This window comes from Glycomyces sp. NPDC047010 (genome assembly GCF_040644205.1).
Lineage (GTDB): Bacteria > Actinomycetota > Actinomycetes > Mycobacteriales > Micromonosporaceae > Glycomyces.
Genome location: NZ_JBEYVY010000002.1, coordinates 161,979 through 186,709, shown reverse-complemented (window position 1 = coordinate 186,709; position 24,731 = coordinate 161,979). Strand labels below are relative to the sequence as shown.

Genomic DNA, 24,731 nt, shown 5'->3' with positions numbered 1-24,731 from the left:
GCCACCCGTCCCCTCGCGAGGTGAGTATCGATGAGCGACAACGACTCGTACCAGGGCCTCGACCCTGCCGCCCCGGCCGCGGGAGCGCCTGCGTTCGGGTCCGTCGCACCCGCCCCCGACATCGAGACGCAGCCTGACGAAGCGATCGTGGCCGCTCGCCCCGGCTGCTCGAACCCCGCGTGCGGCAACGCGACCGCGCATCCCTCCGAGCAGGGCTGGCAGCGGCTCGTGTCGGCCGTCCCCGTCGAGCGCCAGCTGTTCCGCCTGCGCCCCAAGGACTCCGGGATGGCGTACCCGGCCGAGGCCGACTTCCGCGACGCCGTCGCCGCGGTCCGCCCGGCACAAGCCGACGCCCATTCGCTCGCGCGCCTGCGCGGCGCCTGGACCGACGACGTCTCCGGGCGCCTCGCCGACTGGTCCGAGCGCATCCGCTCCAACCTCGCCGACCTCGCCGAAGGCTGGTCCGGCGCCGACTTCGACGCGTTCGAGACCGCCTGCGGCCAGACCCGCGACCTCGTCGAGGACCTCATCGACGACGTCGATGCCACCGTCGCGAGCCTCCAGACGACCGAGGACGCCCTGTACGCGATCCAGGGCGGCGACGCCGGCGAGATCCCCTACCCCGCACCGCAGTTCTGGATCGACGGCGAATGGCACAGCTGGGTGTCCGTGCACGTCAGGCCCGCGTGGTGGCACGGCGACTGCATCGAGTACACCTGCCAGGACGCCGAGCACGTCCTCGCCCTCAGCGGCGCCGAACCCGAACTCGCCACCGAGGTCATCGACTACATCGACGAGCGGATCGTCCACTACGTCGACTACTACTCCAGCCCCGTCACCATCGAGCGCGAGGGCCTCGACCCCTCCAAGGGCCTCACGGTGGAGGAGGCCAAGGAGCTGGCCGTCGCCGACGCCGTCGAGCACTACGGGACTCTCGTCGACCAGAGCTGGGGCGCCTACGACGCCCGCCAGGACGAGACCGACAAGGACGTCAGCCAGCGCAGCGCCGACACCGACGGCGAGGAGCGGTCCGTGCGGACCGTCCGCAGCGACAAGCCCTACCCGGCCGCCGCCGACCCCGCCTACATGGACCTCGAACCCCCGCCGTTGGACCAGCCCGCCGGGGCCTCTTTTCCCCGCGCCACCGAGGACCCGTCCCTGGAGCCGCCCGCGGGCGAAGGCGGTGGCGAGGAGCCCGCCGAGGACGACGGGACGACCGGCGGCCTCGCCAGTGGCGGCAATTCCGGTGCGGCCCCGTTCGGCGGTGGCTTCTCCGCTCCCGCCGCGGCGTCTCCGGTGTCCAACGGCGGCAGGGAGGCCGCGGTCCTCGGCGTCACCGCCGCCGGAGCCGTCGCGGGCGGCGCGACCGTTGCCGCATCTCCCAGCGGCACCCCCGCGATGGGCGCCCCGGGCGGCGCGCCCGCGGACGACAAGGAGCGCGAACCCGACAGCGACCTGGTCGAGGACGCGAACATGTGGGGCTTCGTCGACGAGGACGACGACCCCTACGCCTAGACAAGGAGCCCCGCATGGCCAACCGCGCCTTCGACCCCGCCGCGCTCGAACGCTACCGGCAGTTCCTCGGCGACCTCATCGACGAGCTGGAGAACGACATCGTCCCGTCCCTGCGCGACGGCGCCCTGAAGAAGGCCCCCGCCTTCGGCGCCTCGCCCGGCGCGACCGAGCACGCCGCCGCCGAGTACGCCGACTTCCACGCCACCACCTGGCGCAACCTCCAGTACCTCCGCGGCACCCTCTACGGCCTCCGCGCGAGCCTCCAGTCCGCGATCGACAACGGCGGCGTCGTCGACCCGCAGACCGCCACCGACATCCTCCGCCTCACCGACGGCGACGACCTCTACGCCTGATTCAGACCCGATTCCGGCTATTGCGAACTGCGGTCACAATGCGTAATGGCCCTGTTGTTCAAAGGCGCACGGTTTGCACACCCCTGCTAACCTGAACCGTGAACTTACCGCCGAGACCCGCGTAATCCCCCCGAAGGACGCCAGGCAGCGCCCCGATTCCGCACGTGCCTATCGCGTCCTCGCGCGATGGAGTCCGACCGCACGTCGGGGGACCGTACCGCAGGTACTGAACTCACAGACAGGAATTGCGATGCCGAAGGTCGATCCAGAAGCGCTGCGCGCCTACCAGCGAACCGTCCAGGCGCAGCTGGACAAGCTCGAGGACGAGATCATCGCCAAGATGCGGAACGGGCAGTCTCTCGGCAAGCTTCCCGCGTTCGGGCTGCTTGACGGCTCGCAGCAGGCGTCGCAGACCTACACGACGTTCCACGAGACCACCTGGAACAACCTCCAGGCCCTCCGCGAATCCCTCGACGGCATCATCACCACCCTCGAAGACTCCGCGAAGACGCACGAGGACACCGACGACGTCAGCGATCAGAACTTCGACAACCAGCTGTGAGAGTGGTCAGCCGGCAACCGGGCGACCGACAGAGAGGATCCATCAACGTGACCCGAAACCTGACCCTGATCCGTGGCCTCGCCGTCGCGGGCGCCGCCGGCCTTCTGCTGACCGGCTGCGGCGGCAACGAGCCCCCGGTCCCCGGCGAGAACGGCACCAACAACCCCGACGGCGGCGGCGACAGCTCCGGTTCCAGCTCGTATGGCGTGATGGCGGAGTGGGACGGCTGCGAGGCGCTCGGCGACAACCAGCCGTTCCAGGACTTCATGGGGGTCATCGACTGGGGTACCGACGGTCTGCTCTCCACTGACATCCCGGGTGGACAAGACGGCGAGGCGTTCAACTGCACCGCCATCCTGGCGAAGCTCCCGGCGTACACCGCTCCGAGCGGACGTGAGTACGCCGGACAGGCGAACATCGATGTCGGTGTGGCGCCTTGGGAATCCGACTCAGAGGCGACCGAGAACTTCGGCGAGCGCGTCGACCAGCTGAAGACCGCGCTGGAGACCGGTGGCACCGAGTACCAGAACGTGCAGGACGGCGAGGTCCAAGGCGACTGGGACGAGAGCTACTTCCACTCCGGTAACTCCGACACCAGCTTCGTTTTCAGCGCCATCGTCCGTAAGGGCGACATCGTCTTCTACGTCTTCAGCGACTACACCGACGACCCCGGTGCCCAGGACGGCGGCGACCCCGTCTACTCCTTCACCGACGCGGACTACGCCGACTGGGTCCTCAATGACTACATGCCGGCGACCTTCGCGGACCTCCTCGCCAAGAAAGAGAGCGGGCTCTAGCCATGGCAGATGAATTCGAGAAAGAAGAGTACGGCGACGCCGCCGAGGGAAAGTCGAACTCCGCGATCCAGACCCGGATCAACGAGTTGATGAAGACCCCCTCCTGCGGCCTTAGCGAGTGCACCGCGAAGACGGTTGACCCCTCTGAAGAAGCTTGGCTCAAGCTCATGTCCGCGGTCCCCAAGGGGGACCAGGCCACAGCGAACATCCGCCCCTCCCGCGAGATCCAGGGATACGCACTTCCTGACGGTCAGTCGGTCCAGTCGCTCGTGGCGTCCCTTCGCCCGAGCAGCCCCGACGAGTACGCGATCCTTGAGATCAGCAAGCAATGGGGTGATGTCGCCAGGAGCTTCGAGACCGTTCCTGCGGATCTTGAAACTGGACTGACCACACTCTCGGCCGACTGGGAGGGCGATGACTTCGACGCCTTCCAGGAACAGGTCGAAACCGTCATCAAGAACTGCAACAAGGTTCTGGACGACATCGTCGGTTCCGACGGCAACGGTGGTGCTGTCAAGAACCTCAATGAGAAGGGCGAAGAGATCCTGCGCCAGCAGGGCGGGGACGAGTGCCCCTACCCGTCGCCGAAGTTCCACCTTGAGGACGCCGCGGCCTGCTCGCACAAGATCCACATCCGGCCTCCGTACTTCCCGGAGTGCGAGGTCTTCCCGGACGACGAGACCAAGGTCGCCATGGAGTGGGCCGGGTTCGACAGCACCATCGTCGACGAGGTCCAGGAAGAGCGCGAGAACACCTACAACGCGTACATCGAGTACACGAACCAGTACCCGGACTACGAAGAGGACGGGCTGCGCGGCGAGGAGCTCGCTCGCACCCGAGCCGACGAGTACGCCAAGGACGCGACCGACAGCCTCGGGACCGACGGGCAGGACGAGCTGCAAGCGCAGGCGACCCAGGTCAACGAGGACATCACCGACCGCACGAGCAACACCAATATGGCGGTCTCGGAGATCAAGCCCGAGGCGAAGCAGTCGGACCCGACCGCGTTCAACAACGGCGACACCGAGCCCCCCGGCGGCCTCGACGGCGGGTCTCCTCCCGGTGGCGGGGCCCCGCCCGGGCTCGGCGACATGAAGCCTCCGGGCGGGATGAAGCCGGTGACGCCTTCGACGCCGAGCATGCCGGACAACCCCGGCAGCCCGGACCTGCCCGGCAGCCCCGACCTCCCGACCGGTCCCGGTGACACGGGCGGGCTGGACGACAACCAGTGGACGCCGAGCACGCCCGACCCCGACGACCTGCCTTCGGGTGGTCTCGCCGGTGGCGGCGGGGGCCTCGGCGGCGGTGGTCTCGGTGGAGGCGGCCTCGGCGGCGGTATCGGCGGTGGCGGTCTTCCCGGCGGCGGCGCAGGCGGCGGTCTGGGCGGTGGCCTCGGCGGCGGTATGGGCGCCGGCGGCATGGGCATGATGGGCGCGGGCGGCGGCATGAAGGGCGGCGCAGGCGCCGCCGGTGCCGGCGGTCGCAGGCCCGGCGGCATGGGCCGCGGTGCCGGAGGTATGGGCAAGGGCGGCATGGGCGGCGGCATGATGGGTGCCGGCGGCGGCCGCGGTATGAACGGCGGGCCCGGTGAGGACGGCGAGGCCGGCACCTGGCTCACCGAGGACGAAGACGTGTGGGGCATCGGCAACGAGAACGAGGACCCGTACGCATAGCAAGGCGAGACCTTGAACCGGGGCCGGTGGCGAATCGCCGCCGGCCCCGGTTTCCGTTCCCCGGCCCTGTCCTCCCGTGGCGCGTATGCGATAGCTTGGATCGTCCGCCCGCACCCCCGACCCCTCAAGGAGCCGAGCCATGTCCGATCTCGCCGAGCAGTACGGCTCCGACATCACGCAGTACCCGACGCCGGAGGCGGACGGGACGCTGCGGAACATCGCCGAGGACGTGCCGGTCGTCAAGAGCGGCCAGAAGATGGCCGACCACATCTACGCCGCGGTGACCGGGGACGACCGGCTCGCGTCCGCGGCCGCGATCCCCGGGGACATCGCCGGGCTCGCGCTCGAAGCCGCGTTCGCGATCCAGGACCCCATCTACGCGCTGGCGCAGGCCGGTCTGAGCATCGTGCTCGAACTCGTGGAGCCGCTCAACGAGCTGCTCTACATGGTCTCCGGCGACCCCGAGGAGATGAAGCGGCAGGGGGAGGTCTGGGGGCAGGTCTCGACCGCGCTCGGGGCGCTCCGCGAGGAGAACGCCGCCGCGGTGAACGACAACCTCAGGTCCTGGACCGGGGACGCCTCGGACGCGGCGTTCGAGCAGCTCACCGCCATCGAAGCCTCGATCATGGCCGCGTCCAACGAGGCCGTGGGCGTGCAGACGCTGCTCGGCTGGGCGGAGCTGCTGGCAGAGACGATCTACGACGTCATCAAGTCGATCATCGCCGAGCTCGTGGCGTGGCTGATCACGCGCGGCCTCATCGCGCTCATGAACAGCGCCTGGTCGTTCGGGGCGTCGATGGCCGCGTTCGTGCTCTCGGCCGCTTACAAGTCCTACTCGATGTTCAGCCGCGGTTTCCGGAAGCTCAGCGAGTGCAACAAGATCTTCGGGAAGATCCTCGGTGTGATGGGCAAGTTCGTGCTCGACAACCCGGTCCTCAAGCGCGGCCTGGGCAACTGGGTCGGGATGCTCGCGGCGCTCGGCGCGAAGGCGGGCGTGACCGCGGGGCTCACCGGCGGGCTCGGGGCGCTGCCGCTGGCCGGGGGCGCGCTCGGCGGCGGCGGTGACGGCGGGAGCATGATCAGCCGCGGCGGCGGCGCTGGAGTGATGGTCGACCCCGACGAGCTGGTCCAGACCGCCGGGGCCCTCGAAGGGCTCAACGGCAACACCGACTCGATCAAGACCGTGGCCGCCGAGGCCACCGCCGCCGAGATGACCTGGGGCCTCCCCGGGCTCGCGTTCGCCGGGAAGTACCAGGAGGCGGGGAACGGGATGGTCGAGATCATCGGCAACATCTCCGGGGCCCACACGACGAGCGCCACCAGCCTCCGCGGCTGCGCGGCCGACTACGAGGCGGCCGACGGCGAGGTCGCGTCCCAGTTCGGGAACCTGCAAGGGGAGCTGGACGGCAAGTGACCCGCCCGCCGAAACTCGACCTCAAGCGCGACGCCAAGCGGGTGCTCCAGGAGAACTGGCTGCACCCCGGCGAGCGGCTGCTCGAACCGGTCCCGGTCTGGAAACTGCCCGCACTGGACGGGGTCCCGGCGCCGCCGTGGTCCGCGGCCCAGCTCGCGAAGCAGGTCGCGAAGACCGTCGGCCTGGTCCTGCTGTGGGTCGTGTTCTCGGTGGTGGTCGCGATCGTCTTCGTGGCCCTCGCCGAAGGGATCACCGGCGGCGGCAGCAGCGGGAAGACCAAGCGCATCAAGGGACCCGGGGTCGTCCTGCGCGGCAGCGGCGCGGGCTCGATGATGGCGCGGCTCGTGACACCCGCGCTGCGGCGCAAAGGCTGGTGGGTCCTCACCGACCGGCGGCTGGCGTTCGTCGCGGTTGGGCGCAGCTACACGAAGTTCTGGAGCGGCTCGGGCCCGGAGACGAAGATCGACGGACCCGTTCCGCTGGAGACGGTCCTGGAGATCCCGAGGGACCGCTACACGTACGACGAGGACCACCGCTTCCGCAAGACCCGGATACTGCGGCGCACCAAGCCCGCCGGGCTATACCGGCGCATCAGCCTCGCCGACGGGTCCGGCGTGGACCTCAGGCGCCGTCACCAGTAGCTAAGCGGGCCAGATCCTCGGCGGCACCCAGTCGTCCGGGTCCGCGTTGTTCTGGTACGCCCGGCCCACGGCCGTCTTGGCGCGCTTGGTGATCCGCTGCGCCAGCTGCGCGGGCAGCGCCTCGAAGCCGGTACCGTCCCAGACTCGGAAGACCCGGACCGGGACGTGGAGCACGGCCGCATCGCCGTGCGCGGGCACCTCGGCGGTGAAGTCGAGCGGGGCCTCGTCCGCGTACTGGACGCGGAATTCATGCGGCCCAGGGGAAAGCGGGTAGTGCCAGGCGGCCCAGTCGCACGGCGCCTCGTCGCCGTCGATCCAGGTGCGCAGGCTGTCCGCATGCGCGAGTGCGAGCGCATTGCCGGTGCTCTCATAGGACAGTGACCCGTCGGCCTCGCGGGACAGGCGGTACAGGAACAGGTCGAACACGACCAGCAGCCCCTGGGCCTTCCCGCGGGCGTCCTCAGGGGACGGATACGCGGTCGCGCCGCCGTCCGTGCGGGCCGAGTCCAAGCGGTTCGCCTTGGCGCGCTTGTGGAGCGAACGTGTCGCGAGGATGCCCATGACCGCGCCGCCGATGAGGACGAGCCCGCCGACGCCGCCGACCGCACCGGCGACCGCCGCGAAGGCACCGCCGTCGGACAGCGGGACCGCGACCATCGCGAAGGCGACGGCGATCGCGCCGACGACGGCGATGAGGCATCCCGCGCCCGAGACGTTCGCGGCGCGGCCCCCGAGGACCGGCAGCAGGTCCGAGGCGTCGCGCACCCGGTACAGCTGGGTCCGGTAGTCGACCTGGTGGCGCACGGCCACGCCCTGGCCGGTCGTGAAGTGGACGCGCTCGCCCGCACCGAGCGCGAACACGGCGCTGGCGGCGTCGGCGCCCTGCACGTCGAGCCGGTGCGTCCCCGGGGCGACCTCCACCTGGTAGCGGCCGTCCCCGGCGGCGACCGGGACCCCGTCGAGCAGGAGCACACCGGTGCGGTCCGCGGTCGCGGCAGTGCACACGAGCACGTCGAGGAGGCCCGAGCCGGGCCCGGGGTCCGCGGCGGCTGAGCGGCCCGCGCGGTAGTCCTCGACGGTGTCGAAGCGGAGGGTCGGGGCGCCGGGCGCCTCGTGTCGGCGCCCGTCCCGGTCGCGGTAGGCGGCCCGCGGGGCGTCGTCGACGTCCCGCGGGTCCCGGAACGAGCGCCCGGCGGCCTCCACTAGCCGTTGAGCCCGTCGACGATCGAGGAGTCGGAGGGCCCGCCCGCGCCGGCCATGTTGCCGGTGGCGCCGACGAACTTGATCCCGGCCTCGGCCAGCGGCGAGGCGGCCTTGCCGAGGGTCTCGACGACGCGGCCGAGGATGGTGTTGGCCTGGAGGAACGCGTCCACGGCGGTCTTGTAGCGCTTGATGGCCATGACGATCGACTGGATCGCGGAGCGGATCGAGTTGATCATCGCGGCGACGGCGGCGCCGCCGAAGGTCACGGCCGAGAGCGGCCCGGCCGCGGCCCACGTGATGATCTGCTGGCTCGCCCACTTCCCGGCGATGTCCAGGAGCGTCTTGCGGATGAGGGTCGCGATGAGCTCGGTGACCTGGAGGAGGCCCTGCATGACCTGGATCTTGTCGCCGACGTCGATGACGGCCTCGGCGAACTCGGCGATCTTCTCGCGGGCGGCGTCGCCGTCCTTGCCCGACCATTCGGTGAGCATCTCCTCGGGGACCTTCGCGACGGCCTCGCCGATCGGCGGCAGCGCGTCCTTGATCGGGTCCCAGCGCTGGATCTCCTGGTTCATGCGCTCGCCGTTGCCGGTGACCATGCCGACCAGGTCGTCGATGGGCTGGATGAGCGAGATGAGGAAGTCCAGGCCCGCGGAGATGAGGAACATCAGCGGGTCGGTGATCATCTGGGCGACGTCGTTGAGGGTCCCGAGCAGGGAGTTCGAGACGTCGGCGACGGCGCCGATGAGCTCGCCGGCGTTCTCGGCGCGGCCGACCTTCTGGATCTTCTCGACGGTGTCCATCGCGCCGAAGATCGGCTTGGCGTAGGACTGCTTCTTCGACTCGGCGGTCTCGAACATCTGGAAGTTGCCGTCGCCGTCGGTGAACGTCGAGCCGCCCCACTGGATGGAGCCGCCGAGGCCCTCGGGGTGGTACTGGCTGAAGTCCTTCGCGATGTTCATGTCCGTGGTCTCCCACGACTCGCGGCAGTCCTTGAGGCGCCCGGCGTGGCCTTCGAGGCCCGCGGTGAGCATCTCGAACATCTCGCGGAGCTCGCCGAGCATCTGGTAGTAACCCGGCGAGAAGAACAGGCCGGGGACGCCCCACGCCATCATGTCGAGGCCGTCGTCGTCGGCCTTGCCCTGGAGCTGCTGCGCGGCCGGGAGCTGGCCCCGGAGCTGCTGCTCGGCGGATTCGAGCTGGGCCGGCGTGACGCCTACCGGTTCACCCATTGGACACCTCTGATCGACGGGGGGAGTGCGGACTCACGTCAATATAGCGAAGCCCCCCAAACCGCGCCAGTGACGAACCTGTTCACACCCGTGATAGGTGGTAGCAGCCTGCCGTTAGCATCGTGTGATGCCGCGGCCGACCCACCGGCCGCGCCTGCCCCGGGAGGTGAGCGGTATGCCGGAGGATCCGGCCGAGGACATGCGGCGTAAGGCCCGCGAGATCGAGCGCATCGCGGTCGAGCTCGAAGGCGAGGCCGTCAGCGAGGACGGCGCGGTCCGCGTGGTGACCGGCGCCGCCGGCAACATCAAGGAGCTGGACCTGCGCATGAGCGCGTACCAGATGTCCGGCGTCGAGCTCGGCGAGCTCATCGTCGAGACGATCCGGGCCGCCGACCGGCGCACGCAGGCCGACCTGGCGCAGCGCGTCGGCGCGGTCATGGGCATGCCGCTGGCGCCCGGCGACCTCGGCGGCGGCGGCCTCGCCCCCATCGACCCCGAGGAGTCCCGATGAGCGACCGCGAACGCCCGACCGACCCCGAGGCGATGATGCAGCGCCTGGAGCAGATGCAGGCGGAGGCCGAGTCGATGCTCGCGAAGTTCAACGAGCTCAGCGAGCGGCTTGGCGCGGAGGCCGTGGAGGTCTTCTCCGAGGACGGCCGCGTCCGCGTCAAGCTCGACGCCGAGGGCAAGGTCGCCGAGATCGGGATCGACGAGTACGCGATGCGCGCGCGCCAGTCCCTGGCACCGACGATCATGGCCCTCGTCCAGGAGGCCACCGCCACGCACGCCGTGAAGATGGCGCAGATGGCGCAGGCCCTGGTCGGCGACAAGATCGACGTCATGGGCATCGTCAACCGCGACATGCCCGACCACCTGCGCGACCGCGCCCGCGACAACCTCGACCGCTAGAGCCCCTGCGGCCCGGCCTTCCCCCCGGCGCCGCAGGGTCACCGCCCGGTTGCCCTGCACCGGTATGTTGCTCGCATGGGAATGAAAGACCGCCTGGAGCAGATGAAGCAGCGCGCCCAGGACGCCGGGAAGATGGTCGTCGACGTCGGCGTGGAGAGCGCCCGCGAGAAGCGCGACGCCGCAACGGGATTCGCCAAGGGCAAAGTGGACGGTGTGACCGGCTACGCCGTACAGCGGCGCGACGCGGCCGTGGACTTCGCCGCGAGCACCAAGTCCGCCTTCAAGGAAGGGGACTTCGAGGAGCTCCTCGCCCGCCTCCCGCTGCCCGCGCAGCCGGTGCAGGAGGAGTGGCAGTGGAGCCTCGCGAAGCTCATCACCTCCGGGAACAAGCCCCCCACCGGGACCGGGATGCTCCTGGGCCTGCTCGACAACTTCGGGACCATCGACATCGGCCCCAAGGAGGTCGGCTTCGACGGGGGGACCGCCAAGTGGCACAAGGTGAAGGCGATCCGGACCCGCTCGCTCGACGGGATCCTCCAGAAGCTCTCGACCGACACGTTCACCGAGTCGATCGAGGCGCTCCTGCCGCCCGTCCCGGGCCGCGGCTGGGTCTCCGAGAAGGCCACCTCCGCGATCTTCACCCTGTGGGCCATGGTCGCCGACCTCGCGATCCGCGACCCCGAGGCGGGCCGCCGCCAGGTCGTCTGCGAGATCGAGTACAAGGGCTGGATCTTCACGAAGGAGGCCGCGACCGGGTACTTCACCGGCCCCGCCATGGCGCTCCTGCCGAATCTCGACCGGATCTTCCGCGACGAGGCCGCGAGCCGCGGCATCCTCGTCGAGCAGGCCGAGGACACCGCGATCGAGAGCGCGGAGGCGCGCGTCGCGTGGCTGCGCGAGAAGCACGCCGGGATCGTCGCCAAGCGCGAGGCCGCGCAGAAGGCGATCGAGTACTAAAGAGGCGCTTGGGGTCCGGCCCGCGGGCCGGACCCTACGACTGCTTCGGGTGGGTCTCGCCGGGGTAGCGGAGCCCGATCCGGGACCGCACCTCGTCGAGGATCTCCATGACCTCAAGGGTCGACTGCGGCGGCACGAGGGTCGACTCCAAGCGCCCCTGCCGCAGCGCGCGGTGCACTTCGAGCGCCTCGTGGACGTAGCCGTGGCCCACGTACGGCGCCTCGAACTCACGCGGCGGCTCGTTGTACCGCACCAGCGTGTACCCGCTGGGCCGGTACGCGTAGTCCCGCAGCTCGATCCGGCCCTCGGTGCCCGCGATCGTGACCTCGTTCGCGGCGCCGCCGCGGTAGGAGCACGACAGCTGCGCGACGGCGTTCGGGTACTGGAGCGTGATCGCGGTCTGGGCGTCGACCCCGGTCACCTCGTCCATGATCGCCACGGCCGTCACCGACTCGGGGACGCCGAGCGCCAAGTGCGCCAAGGTCACCGGGTACACGCCGAGGTCGAGCAGGGCGCCTCCGGCGAGCTCGGGGTTGCGGAGCCGGTGCGAGGGCGGGATGTCGCCGGAGATCGCGAAGTTCCCGTTGACGGACACGACCTCCCCGATCATGCCCTCCTGGATGGCCCGGCGCATCTCCCGGATCGCCGGGTTGCAGCGGGTCCACATGGCCTCCATGAGGAACCGCTGGTGCTCGCGGGCGACGTCGAACATGGTGCGGGCCTGCGCCGCGTTGTACGCGAACGCCTTCTCGCACAGGACGTGCTTGCCGGCTTCGAGGAGCCGGAGGGTGGGCAGGTAGTGATGGGAGTGGGGCGTGGCGACGTACACGATGTCGACCTCGTCGTCGGCGGCGAGCGCCTGGACGGAGTCCCACGCGTGAGGGATGTCGTACTTCTTGGAGAACGCAGCGGCGCGCTCCGCCGATCGAGAGGCCACAGCGGTGACGCGGCAATCGTCGAGGAGGGCAAGATCTTCCACAAAGGTCGATGCGATTCCGCCGGTCCCCAGGATTCCCCATCGGATCGGTTCAACCATGGACGTAAGCACACCACAACTTCCGGCGATCGTCAACACGAGGGTGAGCGGTACTATCTCCTCCAACCGGGCCAATTCCCTGCAAGACGGTGACGTTCCGTAATCGAATCGATATCGCAGGGTGGCCGGTGTGACGCTCCACCCACCGGCCGGCCGGTTTGTCCGCGGCGCCCCGCTTCACCCGCGGCGCGCCTCTCGGCCCGTGGCATCATGGCGCAATGCAGACGATTCACGCCGCACTCGCCGCGGCCGAAGGGGACTCGGAGTCGGGCGCGGCGCTCGGCGCGATCCTGCTGGGCCTGCTCCTCTTCGTCGGCCTCGGCGTGGTCCTGGTGAAGACCATGGGCGGCAAGAAGGACGACCCGGAGGACTAGGCCCTAGGGGCAGTTCACCCACTCGTCGGTGCCGTCGTCGAAATACTGGTGCTTCCAGATCGCCAGGCGGGCCTTCACGGCGTCCACGAGGTCGGCGCACGCCTCGAACGCCTCCCTGCGGTGCTCGGCGGCGACCGCCGCGACCAGCGCCGGGTCGCCGATGCGCAGGTCTCCGACGCGGTGCGAGACGACCACGCCGCGCACGCCCGGCCGCCCCTCGATCTCCTCGGCGATGCGCCGCAGCTCCTCGCCCGCCGACGGGTGCCCCTCGTACGACAGCGACAGGACGCCGCGCCCGTGGTCGTGGTTGCGGACCACCCCGGCGAAGGAGACGACCGCGCCCGCTTCGGCGGCGGCCACGGCCGCCTCGTGCTCGGCGACGTCGAGCGGGGCGTCGAGGACGCGGGCGCGGATCATGACGAGACTCCGGGGACGATGGCGAGGTCGACGGTGCTGCCCGCGGCGGCCTCCCCGTCAGGGGGGATGACCGCGAACCCGGCGGCGCCCGCGAGCCCGCGGAGCATCGCCGAGCCGTGGTGGGCGAGGCGGCGGCCGGACGGGTCGACGAGCGCGAGGTGCGTGAACGAGCCGCGGCCCGGCACGTCCTCGGCGAGCGCGACGGTGCGCAGCGGCGGCAGCGGCAGGCCGCGCAGGCCCGCCAGGAGCGGCGCCACCACGGTGACCACGGCGATGACGGCCGACTGCGGGTTGCCGGGGAGCCCGGCGATGAACTTGCCGTCCTTCGTGCGCGCCAAGAGCATCGGGAACCCGGGGCGGACGGCGACGGTGTTGAGCACGTACTCGGCGCCGATCTCGGCGAGCGCGGCGTGCAGGTGGTCGACGGGGCCGACCATGGTCCCGCCGGTGGTGCAGACGACGTCGGCGTCCGCGAGGGCCTCGCGCAGGGCGGCGACGTGCGCTTCGAGGGTGTCCTCGACCGGGCCGATGCTGTCCTGGACGTCGGCGCCGACGAGGAGGTGCGGGACCATCGGGCCGAGGGCGTCGCGGATGCGGCCCTTGCCGGAGACGCCGCTGGTGAGCAGCTCGTCGCCGAAGACGACGACGCGGGCGCGCGGGCGCCCGTGCGCGGGCAGCGTCAGGTGGCCCGCGGCGGCGGCGAGGCCGATCACGGGCGGCGTGACGGGCGTTCCCGCGGGCATGAGCTCCTCGCCGCGGCGGGCCTCTTCACCGGCCTCGCGCCATTCGCGGGCGGTGGGGCCTTCGACGCAGCCGTCCGCGACGGTGCCGTGCTCCAGGCGGATGAGGCTCTCGGCGCCTTCGGGGACCTGTGCGCCGGTCGCGATCTTCACGGCCGCACCGGGAGCGAGCGGGTCGGGGATCTGCCCGGCGAGCACTTCCCCGCCGATGCGCCACGGTGCGGGCCCGGCGACGGCCCAGCCGTCGACCGCGGAGGTCGGGAACGCGGGCAGGTCGGAGACGGCGGTCAGGGGCGCGGCGAGCGCGGACCCGGCGGCCTCGCCGAACGACAGCTCGGCGGGGGCGGGCTTCGCGGCATAGCCTGCGGCCCAGGCGGTCTCGCGGGCGTCGGCCCAGGTGATCGGGTCGGTCATGCTGTCCTCTCATGGTCGCCGTCGTGCAGCTGGGCGACCGCGTGCTCGATGAAGGCCCCGGTGAGGACGGCCAGGCCGTCCTTGGCGGCGCCCCGCGACCCGGCCAGGTTGACGATCAGGGTGCGCCCGGCGACGCCCGCGATCCCGCGCGACAGCGCCGCGTGCGGGGTCTTCGCGAGCCCGGCCGCACGGATCGCCTCGGCGATCCCGGGGACCTCGTAGTCGACGACCTCGCTGGTCTGGTCCGGCGTCAGGTCCAGGCTGGTGAGCCCGGTCCCGCCGGAGGTGACCACGAGGTCCGCGCCCGCGGCGACGGCCGCGCGCAGGGCCGCGCCGACCTCGGCGCCGTCGTGGACGACGACCGGTCCGGTCACGGCGAACCCGTGCGCACGGAACCCGTCGGCGAGGATCGGCCCCGACTCGTCCTTGTAAACCCCGTCGGCCGCCCGGTTCGAGGCGACGACCACGGTCACGTTCACCTGTGCCACTCGCCGGTCTTCCCCCCGAGCTTCTCCTCCACCTGGATGTCGGAGATGACGGCGGCCGGATCGACGGCCTTCACCATGTCCACCAGCGTCAACGCCGCGACGGACACGGCCGTCAGGGCCTCCATCTCGACGCCGGTCCGGTCGGCGGTCTTGACGCGGGCGGCGATGTCCACGCCCTCGTCGGTGACGGTCAGGTCGACCTTCACGCCGCTGATCCCGATCGGGTGGCACAGCGGCACCAGGTCGGGGGTGCGCTTGGCGGCCATGATCCCCGCGATGCGCGCGGTCGCGAGCGCGTCGCCCTTCGCGAGGGAGTTCGCCCGCAGCGCCGCCACGACCTCCGGGGTCGTGCGCAGCCGCCCGGTCGCGAGCGCCGAGCGCTGCGAGACGTCCTTGCCGGAGACGTCCACCATCCGGGCCGCGCCGGACGGGTCCACGTGGGTCAGGTCAGCCATGCAGCGAAGTCTAACCGCGGAGGGGAGTACCGGCCCGCTTCCGCCGCGGCGGTCAGTCCTTGTCCCACCGCGCCCAGAAGGCGATGTTGATGAGGACCGACCAGGCGAGCGGCCCGAGCACGAGGATGAGCGGGAGGATCGCCTCGAAGCGGGAGAGCAGGCCCAGGCCGGGGAGCGGGCTGATGAGCGTCGACGGCTCCATGCCGGGCTCGAAGTCGCCCATGATCGTGATCTCCTCAGGGCCCGAAGGGGTCTCGCGGATCGCGTGGGACCGCATCCAGGTCCCGTCGGTGCACCAGGTGCCGACGCAGTTCGGGTCTTCGCCGTGGTCGACCACGGTCACGGTCTCGTACTCGCCCCAGAACAGGTACGAGACGCACCAGACGGCCACGGCGGCGCACACGGCGAACCAGAGGGCGAGGAGCAGGGCGGCGACGGCGCGCTTGAGGGACACGGGGGCTCCAAGGAGGGGTCGGGAGGGGTGGGCGGGGCGGATGGGGCTCCGCCAGCGTACGCGGCCACTTCGCGGTGCGGCCTCGGATTCGGCGCCGGGGGCCTGTATTAGCGTCGGGTGCGTGATCGAATGGCTCTACCTCGCCGCACAGGCCGCCGCGCTGGCGATGGCCGCCTGGTTCTTCGTGGACACGGCGCGCTCGCAGCGGGTGGGCCGGCGCCACCTCGTCGGCGTCGCGGTCCTGGAGGCGTTCCTGCTGGCGCAGCTGGTCGCGGGCATCGCGATCGTCCCCGGGGAGTCCGGGAGCGGCGCGGGGCTGTTCTTCTCGTACCTGGTCACGGCGCTGCTGGTGCCGGTCGCCGCGTGCTTCTGGGGCTCGATCGACCGCAGCCGCTGGGGGATCGGGACCGTGGCCGCGTCGGGGCTGATCGTCGCGGCGCTGCTGCTGCGCATCCACCAGATTTGGGAGTACCAGATCCATGTCGGCTGAACCCGAGGCGAAGCGCCGCCTCGCCGACGGCTTCGGCCGCCTCATCGTGCTCGTGTACATCGTGTTCGCGGTCTCCGCGGGCGCCCGCGCGGGCTACCAGATCGCCGTGAAGTTCTCGGACGCGCCGCTGAGCTTCACGCTGAGCGCCGTCGCCGCCGCGATCTACCTGGTCGCGGCGGTCGCGATCATCCGCGGCGCGGCCCGCACCGCCCTCGCGGCGGTCGGCGTCGAGCTGGCCGGCGTGGTCGCGGTGGGCGCGTTGAGCTTCGCGGACCCGGACTGGTTCCCCGAGCCGTCCGTGTGGTCCCACTTCGGGTCCGGCTACGGGTACGTGCCGCTGGTCCTGCCTGTCGTCGGCCTGATCTACCTGCTGAAGCGCCGCAAGGAGTCCTAGGGACGTTCGACCGCGTCGGCGGCGGCTTCCAGGAACGCGAGCAGCGCCGCGTCCGCGTCCAGTTTCGCGTGCCCGCGGTGCCAGCCGACGACCCAGTTCGCCCGGACCATCCACGCCCGCCCGAGCGGGTCGGGCAGCGCGCCGAGGAGCGCGCTCGCGGCGGCCGGATCGGCTGCGACCGCGGTCCGCTTCGCTCCCTCCGGGACCGGGACGGCGAGGCAGCGGGCGTCGGGGTCGAACCACTGCTTCGTGAACCGCTCCGACCCGGCCTCGGCGACCAGCAGGTCCGGTGCGATCCCGCGCAGCGACACCGCCGTGAACCGGTAGGCGACATGCTTCCGGCCGTCCCAGACGCCCGGGTTGGTGAACGCGGCGACGCGGCGGCCGCCGTGCTCCCCGGCCGCGGTGTCGATCGCGGGCTTGTTGAAGCGGACGCCGAGGGCTTCGAGCTCGTACATCCCGGCCCGGTCCCCGTCGCGCAGCCCGTGCGCCGCGGCGAACCGCGCCGCCCGCCGCCGCCGGGCCGCGCCCGTCGCGGCGCCGAACACGGTCTCCAGGAAGAACTGCGCGATCGCCTCCACTGCCGCTCCCGGTCAGACCTGGTTGTACAGCGACTCGAACGAGGCCGCCGCGATCTCGTCGGCGCTGCAATAGGAGTCCTTCACGTCCCGCAGCCGCTGCGCGTGGCCCGTGCAGGCCCCCGAGATCTGCGCGGTCGTGGTCGTGGCCTCCTGGCACGAGCCGTTGTAGGAGCCCGCGAACATCAGCCCGGTCAGGCCCCAGGTCATGTCCTCCGAGGCCGCACCGGACGCCACCGAGTTGATCGAGTCGCCGTTCCCGGAGAGCCGGTCGAGCTCCGCGGCGAGCGCGTCGAGTTCGTCGAGCTGCACGGTGAGGCCGTCGGCGCTCGCGGCCGAGGACGGACCCGCGGGGGCCCCGTCGGCGGTGGCCGCCTGGTACCCGGCCGAGGCCGAGCCGAGCCCGGCCGTGATGCCGCCGGTGATGAGGCCGCGCATGAGGACCGCCTTCCACAGCGGCTTGCCCGCGGGGAGGAAGAACTTCTGGAGCAGCGGCACGATCTTCGCGAAGATCTTCCCTGCCGCCGCGAACTTCGACAGCGCCCGCTGGATCGCGAGGGTCGCCTTCACCATGCCGGAGAGGATGAACTCGGCCATGGCCGCGCCGAACGTGAACGAGGACGCGGCGAGCGCGACCAGGCCGCGCATGATCAGCCACGACACGAGTTCGGCGAGGATCGACTTGATGACGTCGTAGATGGTCTGTGCGACCACCTCGGCCCACGACAGGAGCTGCTTGATGCCGCCCGCCTCGTGGCCCATCGCGCCGATCGCCGCGGACAGGCCGTACAGCTGGTTGTACGCGGCGTCGGCCGCCGAGCCCTGCCAGTTCGGGATGCTCGTGCCGACGGCGGTGCCGACCTCCTCGCCGAGCGCGGTCAGCGCCTCCTGGACCTGGCCCCAGACCTCCTGCTGCTGCGCCATCTGGCCGGGGTCGCCGGAGACCATTTCGAGCAGGTCGTTGAGGGGCGTGACGAGTTCGAGGACGATCGTCAGCCCGGCGTTCGCGAGCGCGTAGACGGGGTCCTTGATCGCCATGAGCCCGCCCATGGCGAGCATCCCGAGGTCGGCGGCGATGCCGCCGGCCGCGTCGCCGAGCGAGGAGTCGCCGTTGACGGCGTCGCCGATCTCCTGCGCGATCCCGTACACGGGCTTGGCGAGCGGGATGTCGTTCGCGATCCGCTCGCCCGCGCCGGGGCTCTCGACGGGGGCGTACTGGGTGATGTCGGACCCGTACCGGTCCGCGTTGCCGGGCTCTGCCATGTGCCACCTCGGGCGTGGTGTGATGCTTGGGTCACTCGACTATAAGTCGGGCGTGCCCGTCAGCTGAAGAACCCGAAGCACGCGACGAGCAGTGTCGACCCGCAGACCACCAGGCCGAGGCGGAAGTTCCGTTCGAGCTTCGCCTGCTCGTCGCCGATGCGGGGGCGGGAGGCGACGCCGATGGTGAGCCAGCCCGCGCAGAATGCGGCGAGGGGGGCGGCGATGAGGATCGCGGCGAGGCCGAACACGCCGAGCGGCCCGTCGGCGCGCACGGTCCGGAGCACGACGAGCTGCACGAGGACGCAGGCGAGCGCGAACGCGCCGTAGACGAGGCCGTTGCGCTCGTCGGCCCGCCAGCGGGGGAGCCACGGCGGGCGGTGGGCGAGGAAGCGGGCCTCTTCGAGTTCTGTTGTCGCCGTGTGGAGGTCGGTCTCGGCGGCGGCGAGTTCGGCGTGCGGGTCGCCGAGGGGCGCGGGCGCGACGGTGCGCTGCGGGGGCGCGGTGCGGGCGGTGCGGGCGAGCTCGTCGACGGCCGTGCGGGTGGCGTTCGCCTGCTCGGTGAGGCGCTGCGTGCGCTGGCCGAGGGTCTCGGCGACGGTGGCCGTGGCGGCGGCGGCCTCGTCGGCGGTGCGGCGGGCGTCGTCGAGGCGGCGGAGCTGGGCGATGTAGTCGTCGAAGGCGCTCACTGGCGGGTCCTCTCAGCGGTGGCGGCGTCGCTGCTGCGCTGGCCGGGCGTGTGGCCTTCGGGGCGGGAGAACGGGACGACGAGGCTGCCGCCCGCGGTGTCGGCGTGCCGGTCGATCAGGAGCGCGCGGCCGGGGCGGGGGTTCCAGTGCTGGAACTGGGTGCCGAAGTGGCCCATGATCTCGCCGCCGGGGAGGTTGAGGACGAGCGCGCACGCGACGTCCTCGCGTCCGGCGCTGCCGCCGATGTCGTCGGTGAAGCGCCGGAAGTTGCGCCACCAGCCGAGGAGGTGGACGCCGCGGGCGGGCCCGGTCCGCAGGAGGTCGCGGAGTGCCTTCTGTCCCTTGGAGTCCAGGGCCGCGGCGTCGAGGCCCCAGGCGGCGATGACGGTGCCGTCGGGGACCTCCGCGAGGCGGGCGCCGAACGATTCGGGGGCGATCCGCTCGGCGGCGCGGTGCAGGTCGGCGTGGCCGGTGAAGTCGGCGCCCCACACCTGCGTCCCGTTGCCCGCCAGGGCTTCGACGGCCGCTTCGAGGGCCTCGCCACCGACCGGGTCGGAGCCGAGGACGGCGAGGTGGCGGCCGGGCCTGCGGTCGAGGTCCACTCCGGCGGCGTTGAGGTGCAGGGACACTTCGCGGCCGAGGAGCGCACGTCCGGGCTTGCGTTCGCCGGGGAGGGCGTCGGCGAGGTGGACGGGCCGGTAGCCGTAGAAGACGCGCGGCGCGCCGACCCCGGCGTGGGCGGCGCCGAGCTGCTCGCGGAGGCGGTGCATGGCCTCGGGGTCGGTGTCGGGGAAGCGCGCGGTGCGGTCGGCCCCGGCGGTGCCGCCCTCGCGGTTGACGACGACCTGCCCGAGCGAGATCCGCGCGGCCGCATCGTTGTTCGGTTCGAGGACGGTGCGCGCGCCGGGGAGGGCGATGCGCATCGGGAACTGCCCGAAGATCGAGTCCTTCTTGGCCCACAGGGCCTCGATGCCGGAGATCGTCTGCGAGGCGAGCACCAGGTGGACGCCGTACGAGCGGCCCTTGCGGGCCAGGTTCTCCAGGAGCGCGACGGCCTCGGAGGCGACGCGGTCGTTCCCGGCGAGGAGCACCTGGAACTCGTCGGCGACGCACACGATCCGCGGGTACGCCTCGTGCTGGCGGAGCCCGGCGAAGGACGCGACCCCGTAGCGCTTCATGACGTTCGAGCGCCGCGTCATCTCCTCGTTCAGCGTCTTGAGGACCGCGAGGCCGTACTCGCGGTCGGACTCGACGCCGACGGCCCGCGCGTGCGGGATGAAGGACGGGTCGCGCTCGGTGGGGATGAACTCCGTGAACGACACGCCCTCTTTGAAGTCGAGCAGGAACAGCGCCAGATCCGAAGGGGCGTAGCGGGACGCGAGCCCGTAGAGGACGTCGAGGAGGAGCACGGTCTTGCCGCCGCCGGTGCGCCCGCCGACGAGCCAGTGCGGGGTCGCGTCGTCGAACCGCAGCCGCACCTCCCCGGCCGCGTCGCGTCCGATGAGGACCTCCAGGCCCTTCGCGGGGTCCCCGGCCTCGGGGGTCGCGGGCAGCAGGTCGGCGAAGGTGAGGGTCGCGGCGGCCTTGTGCCGCTCGGCGAGCCGCGCCGCCTCACCGGCCACGAAGGACGGATCGGGGGCGTCGGGCCAGGCGACGGGGGCGGCGAGGCGGTCGCCGCGCCCGAACGGGGCCGCGGGCGGGTTGGTGACCTCGACGTGGTCGCCGACGGCGTGCATGACGGCGGCCTGCGGGAGCGACGGGAGGCCGCAGCCGAGGACGGTGACGCCGTGCGCGAGGCCGGAGCGCGCGAGCGCGTCGATCCGCTCCACGAGGGTCTTCGGGGCGTCCCCGAGCGAGGCCACGACCAGGAGCATCCGGTCGGTGCGGCGGCCCGCGATGTGCTCGGCCACTTGGGATTCGGCGAGCGCGACCGCGTCAAGGGCGGCCCGGGGGTCGGTGGCGACCGCTTCGATGACCCCGGCGTCGGCGAGAGGCCGCAGCGGCGCGAACGAGGCGCCGAGGGTCGCGGTGTCGATGCCCACGACCCGCAGCCCGCCGGGGTCGCGGGTGGCGACGGCGTGGAGGACCGCGGTGCGCACCAGGGCCGCGACGCCCTCGACGCGCGCGTCCACGGAGGTCGCGAGGTGCCCGCGGGACCCGAACGGGACCACCAGCGGGAGCGTGCGGCCCTCGTGGAGGACGATGCGGCCCGCGTGGAGCAGTTCGGGATCGGTGCGCAGCTGCTGCGCCGAGGCGGCGGCCGCGTCGGATATCTGACGCTCGGCCGCGAGGAGCGCGGGGTCCACAGGGGTCTGGAACGCGGCGTCGCCGAGGCGCTGCGCCGCGAGCGAGGCGCGGGCGGCCGCCGCGTCGCAGGCCGCCGCCGCGTTCGCCAGCGCAGTCTGGAAACCGGGCACCTGGCCTCCCCTTCAACCGGTTCGGGGCCGTGCCGGGCGCGGCCGGACGGCGACCTGCACGGCACGTACGACTTGTACAACCGGTCACACCTTATCGCGGGACGGCTCCCGCAGGCCCCCTGCGGGCGGTGCCGGGGGGCCGGGGAGTCCGCTTTGCGCAACCTTCCCCCGAAGGGGCGCGTGCATTACCCTAGAAGCAAGCCCGAACTCGCTGACCCGAGTGCCCTGACCCGCCCTGTCCGCGCCCGTGGAACGCCCGCGTGCGCGGCCCGTAGAACCGAGGTGCGACCCGTGCGCCGCCGAGGCGGCGCCGCGCGCCGTCCCCCGGATTCGCCGAGAAGGACCCATGCCCCATGAGTGAGTTCCTGGATATCGCCCTATCCTTCCCTCCGGTCGTCTTCTCCTTCGGCCTCATCCTCGTGGTCCTGTACTGGCTGTCGGTCGTCGTCGGCGCGCTCGACGTGGACGTCGTCGACGTCGGGTCCGACCCGGAGATCGAGGCCGGGGGCTTCTGGGGCGCGTTCGGCTTCGGCGCCGTCCCGTTCACCGTCGTGCTGTCCCTGTGGATCACGCTCGGCTGGATCGTCACCGTCCTCGGCACGTCGTGGGTGCGCAGCGCCGACGTGTTCATCCCGTCCGCCGCTTCGGGGACGGCCGTGCTCGTCGCGGGGCTGGGCGTGGGGATGCTCGGTGCGAAGCTGCTGACGCGCCCGCTGGCGCGCCTGTTCGACGACGCGCCCGCCACGCACCACGCGGACCTCGTCGGGAAGGTGTGCGTCGTCCGGACCGGCACCGTCACCCTCGACTCGGGGCAGGCGGAGGTCATCGACGAGGAGGGCGCGGTGATCCTCATCAACGTCCGGCGCTCCCCGCACGAGCCCGAGGGCATCGACGACGGCCTGTTCGCGCGCCACTCGAAGGTCGTCGTGTTCGACTACGACGAGTCCGACCAGGTGTTCCTCGTCGTCCCGGTCGCGCTTCCTCCGGACATCGCCGTCATTGAGGCATAAGGGTTCTTCGCGCGTTCCGCCCCTCCCCGAATCGTGCCGCGACCGCGTTCGCGGACCCCGCAAGGGGCGGGACTCGGATACCGTACGGTCACGCCCGTAACTCACGCCCTCTCGAAGAGTCTCGTTAGGAACCCACCGAATGGACGCCTCCAACTCGGCTACCTTGATCACGCTCTTGGTCGCCGCGCTCATATTCCTCGGCCTGCTGCTCATGATCGTCCGGCTCTACCGGAAGGTCGCCCCCGGCCAGGCGCTCGTCGTCACCAAGCTGCGCACCAGGAAGGTGTCGTTCACCTCCGCGCTGGTCCTGCCGATCATCCACCGCGCCGAGTACATGGACATCTCGGTGAAGACGATCGAGATCAACCGCGCCGGCAAGGACGGCCTGATCTGCCAGGACAACATCCGGGCCGACATCTCCATCACGTTCTTCGTGCGCGTCAACGCGACCGCCGACGACGTCATCAACGTCGCGGGCGCCATCGGCACCAAACGCGCCTCCGACCAGGACACGCTCCAGGAGCTGTTCAACGCCAAGTTCGCCGAGGCGCTCAAGACCGTCGGCAAGCAGCTCGACTTCACCGACCTGTACACGAACCGCGACGAGTTCCGCGACCGCATCCTCAATGTCATCGGCACCGACCTCAACGGGTACTCCCTCGAAGACGCCGCGATCGACTACCTGGAGCAGACCCCGCTCGACCACCTCGACCCGCAGAACATCCTCGACGCCCAGGGCATCCGCAAGATCACGGAGCTCACGGCCCGCGAGTCGGTGACCACGAACGAGCACCGCCGCAACGAGGAGAAGGAGATCAAGCGGCAGGACGTCGAGGCCCGCGAGGCGGTCCTCGAACTCGAACGCCGCCAGACCGAGGCCGAGATCCGCCAGCGCCGCGAGATCGACACGCTCCAGGCCCGCGAGACCGCCGAGGTCCAGAAGGTCCAGGCCGAGGAGCGCCTCAAGTCCGAGACCGCGCGCATCCGCACCGAGGAGGCCACGGGGATCCAGCACGAGAACCGCCTCCGCGAGATCGCCGTCGCCGAGAAGAACCGCGAGCGCGTGCTCGCCGTCGAGACCGAGCGCATCGAGAAGGACCGCGTCCTCGAAGTCGTCGCCCGCGAGCGCGAAGAGGAGCTCGCGCGGATCGCCGCGAACAAGGAGCTCGAAGCGCAGAAGCGCGAGATCGCCGACGTCATCCGCGAGCGCATCGCCGTCGAGAAGACCGTCGCCGAGCAGGAAGAGGGCATCAAGCGCCTGCGCGCCACCGAGGAAGCGGAGCGCGAACGCCAGCGCGTCATCATCCTCGCCGAGGCCGAGGCGCAGGAGAGCCTGGTCAAGGACATCAAGCGCGCCGAGGCCGCCGAGGTGGCCTCCAAGCACCTCGCCCGCCAGCGCCTCACCGAGGCCGAGGCGGAGCAGCAGGCCGCCGAGCTCGAAGCCCGTGCGAAGATCCGCCAGGCCGAAGGGGACCAGGCCATCGCGGCCGCCCCGGGCCTCGCCGACGTCCAGGTCCGCGAGGCCGAGGCCGACGCGATCGAGAAGGGCGGGCTCGCCGAGGCGAAGGCCGCCGAGGCGAAGGGCAAGGCCGAGGCCGAGGCCCAGGCCGCCATCGGCAAGGCCGAGGCGACCGCGACCGCCGCGAAGGGCACCGCCGAGGCGAACGCCCTGCGCGAGAAGCTCGTCGCCGAGTCCGCGGGCCTCACCGAGAAGGCCGCCGCGATGGACGCGCTGTCCGAGGCCAGCCGCGGCCACGAGGAGTACCGCCTGCGCCTGGAGATGGAGAAGGAGCTGCGCGGCGCCGAGATCGAGGCCCGCCGGTCCATCGCCGAGCAGCAGGCGAACGTCATCGCCACGGGCCTGTCGAAGGCCGACATCTCCCTGGTCGGCGGCGACGCCCAGTTCTTCGACCGGGTCGTCGGCGCGATCGGCTACGGCAAGGCCGTCGACGGGTTCGTCGCCCACTCCGAGGTCGCCCAGACCGCGGTGGCGGCGTGGGGGAACGGCTCCACGTCGTTCGCCGAGGACCTGAAGGGCGTCCTGGCCGGGATCGGCACCGAGGACGTCAAGAACCTCACCGTCTCCGCCGCGCTCCTGAAGCTCATCAACGGCGGCGGCGACGAAGGCGCCCTGAGCGGCCTCCTGTCCAAGGCCCGGGAGCTCGGCGTGTCCGAGAAGCCCGCGCTGGAGATCGCCGCGAAGTAACGCTTCACGCCGGGGTTTGGGTCCAATCGGACCCAACCCCGGCGCCCGCCCGC

General features: G+C 71.6%; 27 protein-coding genes. 15 read left to right on the top strand and 12 right to left on the bottom strand.

Translation table 11 applies throughout. The features are described 5' to 3' along the window. Positions 1-30: 30 nt before the first annotated feature. From AB0A65_RS04365 to AB0A65_RS04335, 7 genes are all read left to right on the top strand, one after another. Positions 31-1,515, top strand: a complete 1,485-nt coding sequence (locus AB0A65_RS04365; protein WP_359946083.1) for a hypothetical protein — start codon at positions 31-33, stop codon at positions 1,513-1,515. Between the two features lie 14 nt (positions 1,516-1,529). Further along, positions 1,530-1,868: a hypothetical protein gene (locus AB0A65_RS04360; protein ID WP_359946080.1), complete on the top strand. Its 339-nt coding sequence runs from the start codon at positions 1,530-1,532 to the stop codon at positions 1,866-1,868. 250 nt (positions 1,869-2,118) lie between these two features. Continuing rightward, positions 2,119-2,430, top strand: a complete 312-nt coding sequence (locus tag AB0A65_RS04355; protein WP_359946077.1) for a hypothetical protein — start codon at positions 2,119-2,121, stop codon at positions 2,428-2,430. Between the two features lie 47 nt (positions 2,431-2,477). Further along, on the top strand, positions 2,478-3,227 hold the full coding sequence (locus AB0A65_RS04350; protein ID WP_359946074.1) for a hypothetical protein: 750 nt from the start codon (positions 2,478-2,480) through the stop codon (positions 3,225-3,227). Positions 3,228-3,229: 2 nt separating this feature from the next. Further along, positions 3,230-4,900 carry a hypothetical protein gene (locus AB0A65_RS04345; protein WP_359946071.1) on the top strand — a complete coding sequence of 557 codons (1,671 nt, stop codon included), beginning with the start codon at positions 3,230-3,232 and terminating at the stop codon, positions 4,898-4,900. A gap of 139 nt (positions 4,901-5,039) precedes the next feature. Then, positions 5,040-6,314, top strand: a complete 1,275-nt coding sequence (locus AB0A65_RS04340) for a hypothetical protein (RefSeq protein WP_359946068.1) — start codon at positions 5,040-5,042, stop codon at positions 6,312-6,314. Next, on the top strand, positions 6,311-6,955 hold the full coding sequence (locus AB0A65_RS04335; RefSeq protein ID WP_359946066.1) for a hypothetical protein: 645 nt from the start codon (positions 6,311-6,313) through the stop codon (positions 6,953-6,955). The genes AB0A65_RS04340 and AB0A65_RS04335 overlap by 4 nt, the downstream gene beginning before the upstream one ends. Here the strand turns inward: AB0A65_RS04335 and AB0A65_RS04330 are convergent, their stop codons facing one another. Continuing rightward, positions 6,956-8,158, bottom strand: a complete 1,203-nt coding sequence (locus AB0A65_RS04330; protein WP_359946063.1) for a hypothetical protein — start codon at positions 8,156-8,158, stop codon at positions 6,956-6,958. It abuts the gene before it with no gap. Continuing rightward, positions 8,158-9,390, bottom strand: a complete 1,233-nt coding sequence (locus tag AB0A65_RS04325; RefSeq protein ID WP_359946060.1) for a hypothetical protein — start codon at positions 9,388-9,390, stop codon at positions 8,158-8,160. The genes AB0A65_RS04330 and AB0A65_RS04325 overlap by 1 nt, the downstream gene beginning before the upstream one ends. A gap of 175 nt (positions 9,391-9,565) precedes the next feature. Here AB0A65_RS04325 and AB0A65_RS04320 point away from each other — a divergent pair, with 175 nt between their 5' ends. From AB0A65_RS04320 to AB0A65_RS04310, 3 genes are all read left to right on the top strand, one after another. After that, positions 9,566-9,901 (top strand): YbaB/EbfC family nucleoid-associated protein, encoded by a 336-nt coding sequence (locus AB0A65_RS04320; protein ID WP_359946057.1) that lies wholly within the window; start codon positions 9,566-9,568, stop codon positions 9,899-9,901. After that, complete coding sequence (locus AB0A65_RS04315) at positions 9,898-10,299, top strand: YbaB/EbfC family nucleoid-associated protein (RefSeq protein ID WP_359946054.1); 402 nt, start codon at positions 9,898-9,900, stop codon at positions 10,297-10,299. The genes AB0A65_RS04320 and AB0A65_RS04315 overlap by 4 nt, the downstream gene beginning before the upstream one ends. 75 nt (positions 10,300-10,374) lie before the next feature. Next, positions 10,375-11,256 (top strand): hypothetical protein, encoded by an 882-nt coding sequence (locus AB0A65_RS04310; protein ID WP_359946051.1) that lies wholly within the window; start codon positions 10,375-10,377, stop codon positions 11,254-11,256. Positions 11,257-11,290: 34 nt separating this feature from the next. On the opposite strand, the gene AB0A65_RS04305 is transcribed toward AB0A65_RS04310, so the two are convergent. Then, positions 11,291-12,292: a Gfo/Idh/MocA family oxidoreductase gene (locus AB0A65_RS04305; RefSeq protein WP_359946048.1), complete on the bottom strand. Its 1,002-nt coding sequence runs from the start codon at positions 12,290-12,292 to the stop codon at positions 11,291-11,293. Between the two features lie 218 nt (positions 12,293-12,510). On the opposite strand from AB0A65_RS04305, the gene AB0A65_RS04300 reads away from it, so the two are divergent. Continuing rightward, the gene (locus AB0A65_RS04300) at positions 12,511-12,666 is read left to right on the top strand and encodes a hypothetical protein (protein WP_359946045.1); all 156 of its coding nucleotides are present in this window, start codon (positions 12,511-12,513) and stop codon (positions 12,664-12,666) included. A 3-nt stretch (positions 12,667-12,669) separates the two neighbouring features. Here AB0A65_RS04300 and AB0A65_RS04295 read toward each other — a convergent pair whose 3' ends face one another. From AB0A65_RS04295 to AB0A65_RS04275, 5 genes are read right to left on the bottom strand one after another with little or no spacing between them, the layout of a single operon-like run. Continuing rightward, entirely contained in the window at positions 12,670-13,083 is a 414-nt protein-coding gene (locus AB0A65_RS04295; protein WP_359946043.1) for a molybdenum cofactor biosynthesis protein MoaE, read from the bottom strand. Beyond that, positions 13,080-14,237, bottom strand: coding sequence for a molybdopterin molybdotransferase MoeA (locus tag AB0A65_RS04290; protein ID WP_359946040.1), 1,158 nt, complete (start codon positions 14,235-14,237; stop codon positions 13,080-13,082). Before AB0A65_RS04290 ends, AB0A65_RS04295 begins: the two co-directional genes overlap by 4 nt. Then, the gene (locus tag AB0A65_RS04285; protein ID WP_359946037.1) at positions 14,234-14,725 is read right to left on the bottom strand and encodes a MogA/MoaB family molybdenum cofactor biosynthesis protein; all 492 of its coding nucleotides are present in this window, start codon (positions 14,723-14,725) and stop codon (positions 14,234-14,236) included. The genes AB0A65_RS04290 and AB0A65_RS04285 overlap by 4 nt, the downstream gene beginning before the upstream one ends. Beyond that, positions 14,713-15,180: a cyclic pyranopterin monophosphate synthase MoaC gene (moaC, locus tag AB0A65_RS04280; protein WP_359946034.1), complete on the bottom strand. Its 468-nt coding sequence runs from the start codon at positions 15,178-15,180 to the stop codon at positions 14,713-14,715. The genes AB0A65_RS04285 and moaC overlap by 13 nt, the downstream gene beginning before the upstream one ends. 52 nt (positions 15,181-15,232) lie before the next feature. After that, entirely contained in the window at positions 15,233-15,634 is a 402-nt protein-coding gene (locus tag AB0A65_RS04275) for a hypothetical protein (RefSeq protein WP_359946031.1), read from the bottom strand. A gap of 121 nt (positions 15,635-15,755) precedes the next feature. Between AB0A65_RS04275 and AB0A65_RS04270 the strand changes: the two genes are divergently transcribed. Both AB0A65_RS04270 and AB0A65_RS04265 read left to right on the top strand, forming a co-directional pair. After that, complete coding sequence (locus AB0A65_RS04270; RefSeq protein ID WP_359946028.1) at positions 15,756-16,124, top strand: hypothetical protein; 369 nt, start codon at positions 15,756-15,758, stop codon at positions 16,122-16,124. Further along, the gene (locus AB0A65_RS04265) at positions 16,114-16,518 is read left to right on the top strand and encodes a hypothetical protein (protein ID WP_359946025.1); all 405 of its coding nucleotides are present in this window, start codon (positions 16,114-16,116) and stop codon (positions 16,516-16,518) included. The genes AB0A65_RS04270 and AB0A65_RS04265 overlap by 11 nt, the downstream gene beginning before the upstream one ends. On the opposite strand, the gene AB0A65_RS04260 is transcribed toward AB0A65_RS04265, so the two are convergent. The 4 genes from AB0A65_RS04260 to AB0A65_RS04245 are packed head-to-tail and all read right to left on the bottom strand — an operon-like array spanning position 16,515 to position 21,462. Beyond that, positions 16,515-17,099: a hypothetical protein gene (locus AB0A65_RS04260; RefSeq protein ID WP_359946022.1), complete on the bottom strand. Its 585-nt coding sequence runs from the start codon at positions 17,097-17,099 to the stop codon at positions 16,515-16,517. The genes AB0A65_RS04265 and AB0A65_RS04260 overlap by 4 nt on opposite strands. Positions 17,100-17,111: 12 nt before the next feature. Further along, complete coding sequence (locus tag AB0A65_RS04255) at positions 17,112-18,359, bottom strand: type VII secretion target (protein ID WP_359946019.1); 1,248 nt, start codon at positions 18,357-18,359, stop codon at positions 17,112-17,114. Between the two features lie 59 nt (positions 18,360-18,418). Further along, entirely contained in the window at positions 18,419-19,045 is a 627-nt protein-coding gene (locus tag AB0A65_RS04250; RefSeq protein ID WP_359946016.1) for a hypothetical protein, read from the bottom strand. After that, positions 19,042-21,462: an FtsK/SpoIIIE domain-containing protein gene (locus tag AB0A65_RS04245; RefSeq protein ID WP_359946013.1), complete on the bottom strand. Its 2,421-nt coding sequence runs from the start codon at positions 21,460-21,462 to the stop codon at positions 19,042-19,044. The genes AB0A65_RS04250 and AB0A65_RS04245 overlap by 4 nt, the downstream gene beginning before the upstream one ends. Positions 21,463-21,815: 353 nt before the next feature. Between AB0A65_RS04245 and AB0A65_RS04240 the strand changes: the two genes are divergently transcribed. After that, positions 21,816-22,472 (top strand): hypothetical protein, encoded by a 657-nt coding sequence (locus tag AB0A65_RS04240; RefSeq protein WP_359946010.1) that lies wholly within the window; start codon positions 21,816-21,818, stop codon positions 22,470-22,472. A 139-nt stretch (positions 22,473-22,611) separates the two neighbouring features. Then, positions 22,612-24,678 carry an SPFH domain-containing protein gene (locus AB0A65_RS04235; RefSeq protein ID WP_359946007.1) on the top strand — a complete coding sequence of 689 codons (2,067 nt, stop codon included), beginning with the start codon at positions 22,612-22,614 and terminating at the stop codon, positions 24,676-24,678. Positions 24,679-24,731 lie beyond the last annotated feature (53 nt).

Bases quoted from the DNA above. Each gene is read 5' to 3' on its own strand.
- AB0A65_RS04295 (WP_359946043.1), bottom strand. From the start codon at position 13,083: ATGATCCGCGCCCGCGTCCTCGACGCCCCGCTCGACGTCGCCGAGCAC.
- AB0A65_RS04290 (WP_359946040.1), bottom strand. From the start codon at position 14,237: ATGACCGACCCGATCACCTGGGCCGACGCCCGCGAGACCGCCTGGGCC.
- AB0A65_RS04300 (WP_359946045.1), top strand. From the start codon at position 12,511: ATGCAGACGATTCACGCCGCACTCGCCGCGGCCGAAGGGGACTCGGAG.
- AB0A65_RS04265 (WP_359946025.1), top strand. From the start codon at position 16,114: ATGTCGGCTGAACCCGAGGCGAAGCGCCGCCTCGCCGACGGCTTCGGC.
- AB0A65_RS04235 (WP_359946007.1), top strand. From the start codon at position 22,612: ATGGACGCCTCCAACTCGGCTACCTTGATCACGCTCTTGGTCGCCGCG.
- AB0A65_RS04320 (WP_359946057.1), top strand. From the start codon at position 9,566: ATGCCGGAGGATCCGGCCGAGGACATGCGGCGTAAGGCCCGCGAGATC.
- AB0A65_RS04345 (WP_359946071.1), top strand. From the start codon at position 3,230: ATGGCAGATGAATTCGAGAAAGAAGAGTACGGCGACGCCGCCGAGGGA.
- AB0A65_RS04325 (WP_359946060.1), bottom strand. From the start codon at position 9,390: ATGGGTGAACCGGTAGGCGTCACGCCGGCCCAGCTCGAATCCGCCGAG.
- AB0A65_RS04305 (WP_359946048.1), bottom strand. From the start codon at position 12,292: ATGGTTGAACCGATCCGATGGGGAATCCTGGGGACCGGCGGAATCGCA.
- AB0A65_RS04255 (WP_359946019.1), bottom strand. From the start codon at position 18,359: ATGGCAGAGCCCGGCAACGCGGACCGGTACGGGTCCGACATCACCCAG.
- AB0A65_RS04315 (WP_359946054.1), top strand. From the start codon at position 9,898: ATGAGCGACCGCGAACGCCCGACCGACCCCGAGGCGATGATGCAGCGC.
- AB0A65_RS04340 (WP_359946068.1), top strand. From the start codon at position 5,040: ATGTCCGATCTCGCCGAGCAGTACGGCTCCGACATCACGCAGTACCCG.
- AB0A65_RS04360 (WP_359946080.1), top strand. From the start codon at position 1,530: ATGGCCAACCGCGCCTTCGACCCCGCCGCGCTCGAACGCTACCGGCAG.
- moaC (WP_359946034.1), bottom strand. From the start codon at position 15,180: ATGGCTGACCTGACCCACGTGGACCCGTCCGGCGCGGCCCGGATGGTG.
- AB0A65_RS04365 (WP_359946083.1), top strand. From the start codon at position 31: ATGAGCGACAACGACTCGTACCAGGGCCTCGACCCTGCCGCCCCGGCC.
- AB0A65_RS04355 (WP_359946077.1), top strand. From the start codon at position 2,119: ATGCCGAAGGTCGATCCAGAAGCGCTGCGCGCCTACCAGCGAACCGTC.
- AB0A65_RS04310 (WP_359946051.1), top strand. From the start codon at position 10,375: ATGGGAATGAAAGACCGCCTGGAGCAGATGAAGCAGCGCGCCCAGGAC.
- AB0A65_RS04240 (WP_359946010.1), top strand. From the start codon at position 21,816: ATGAGTGAGTTCCTGGATATCGCCCTATCCTTCCCTCCGGTCGTCTTC.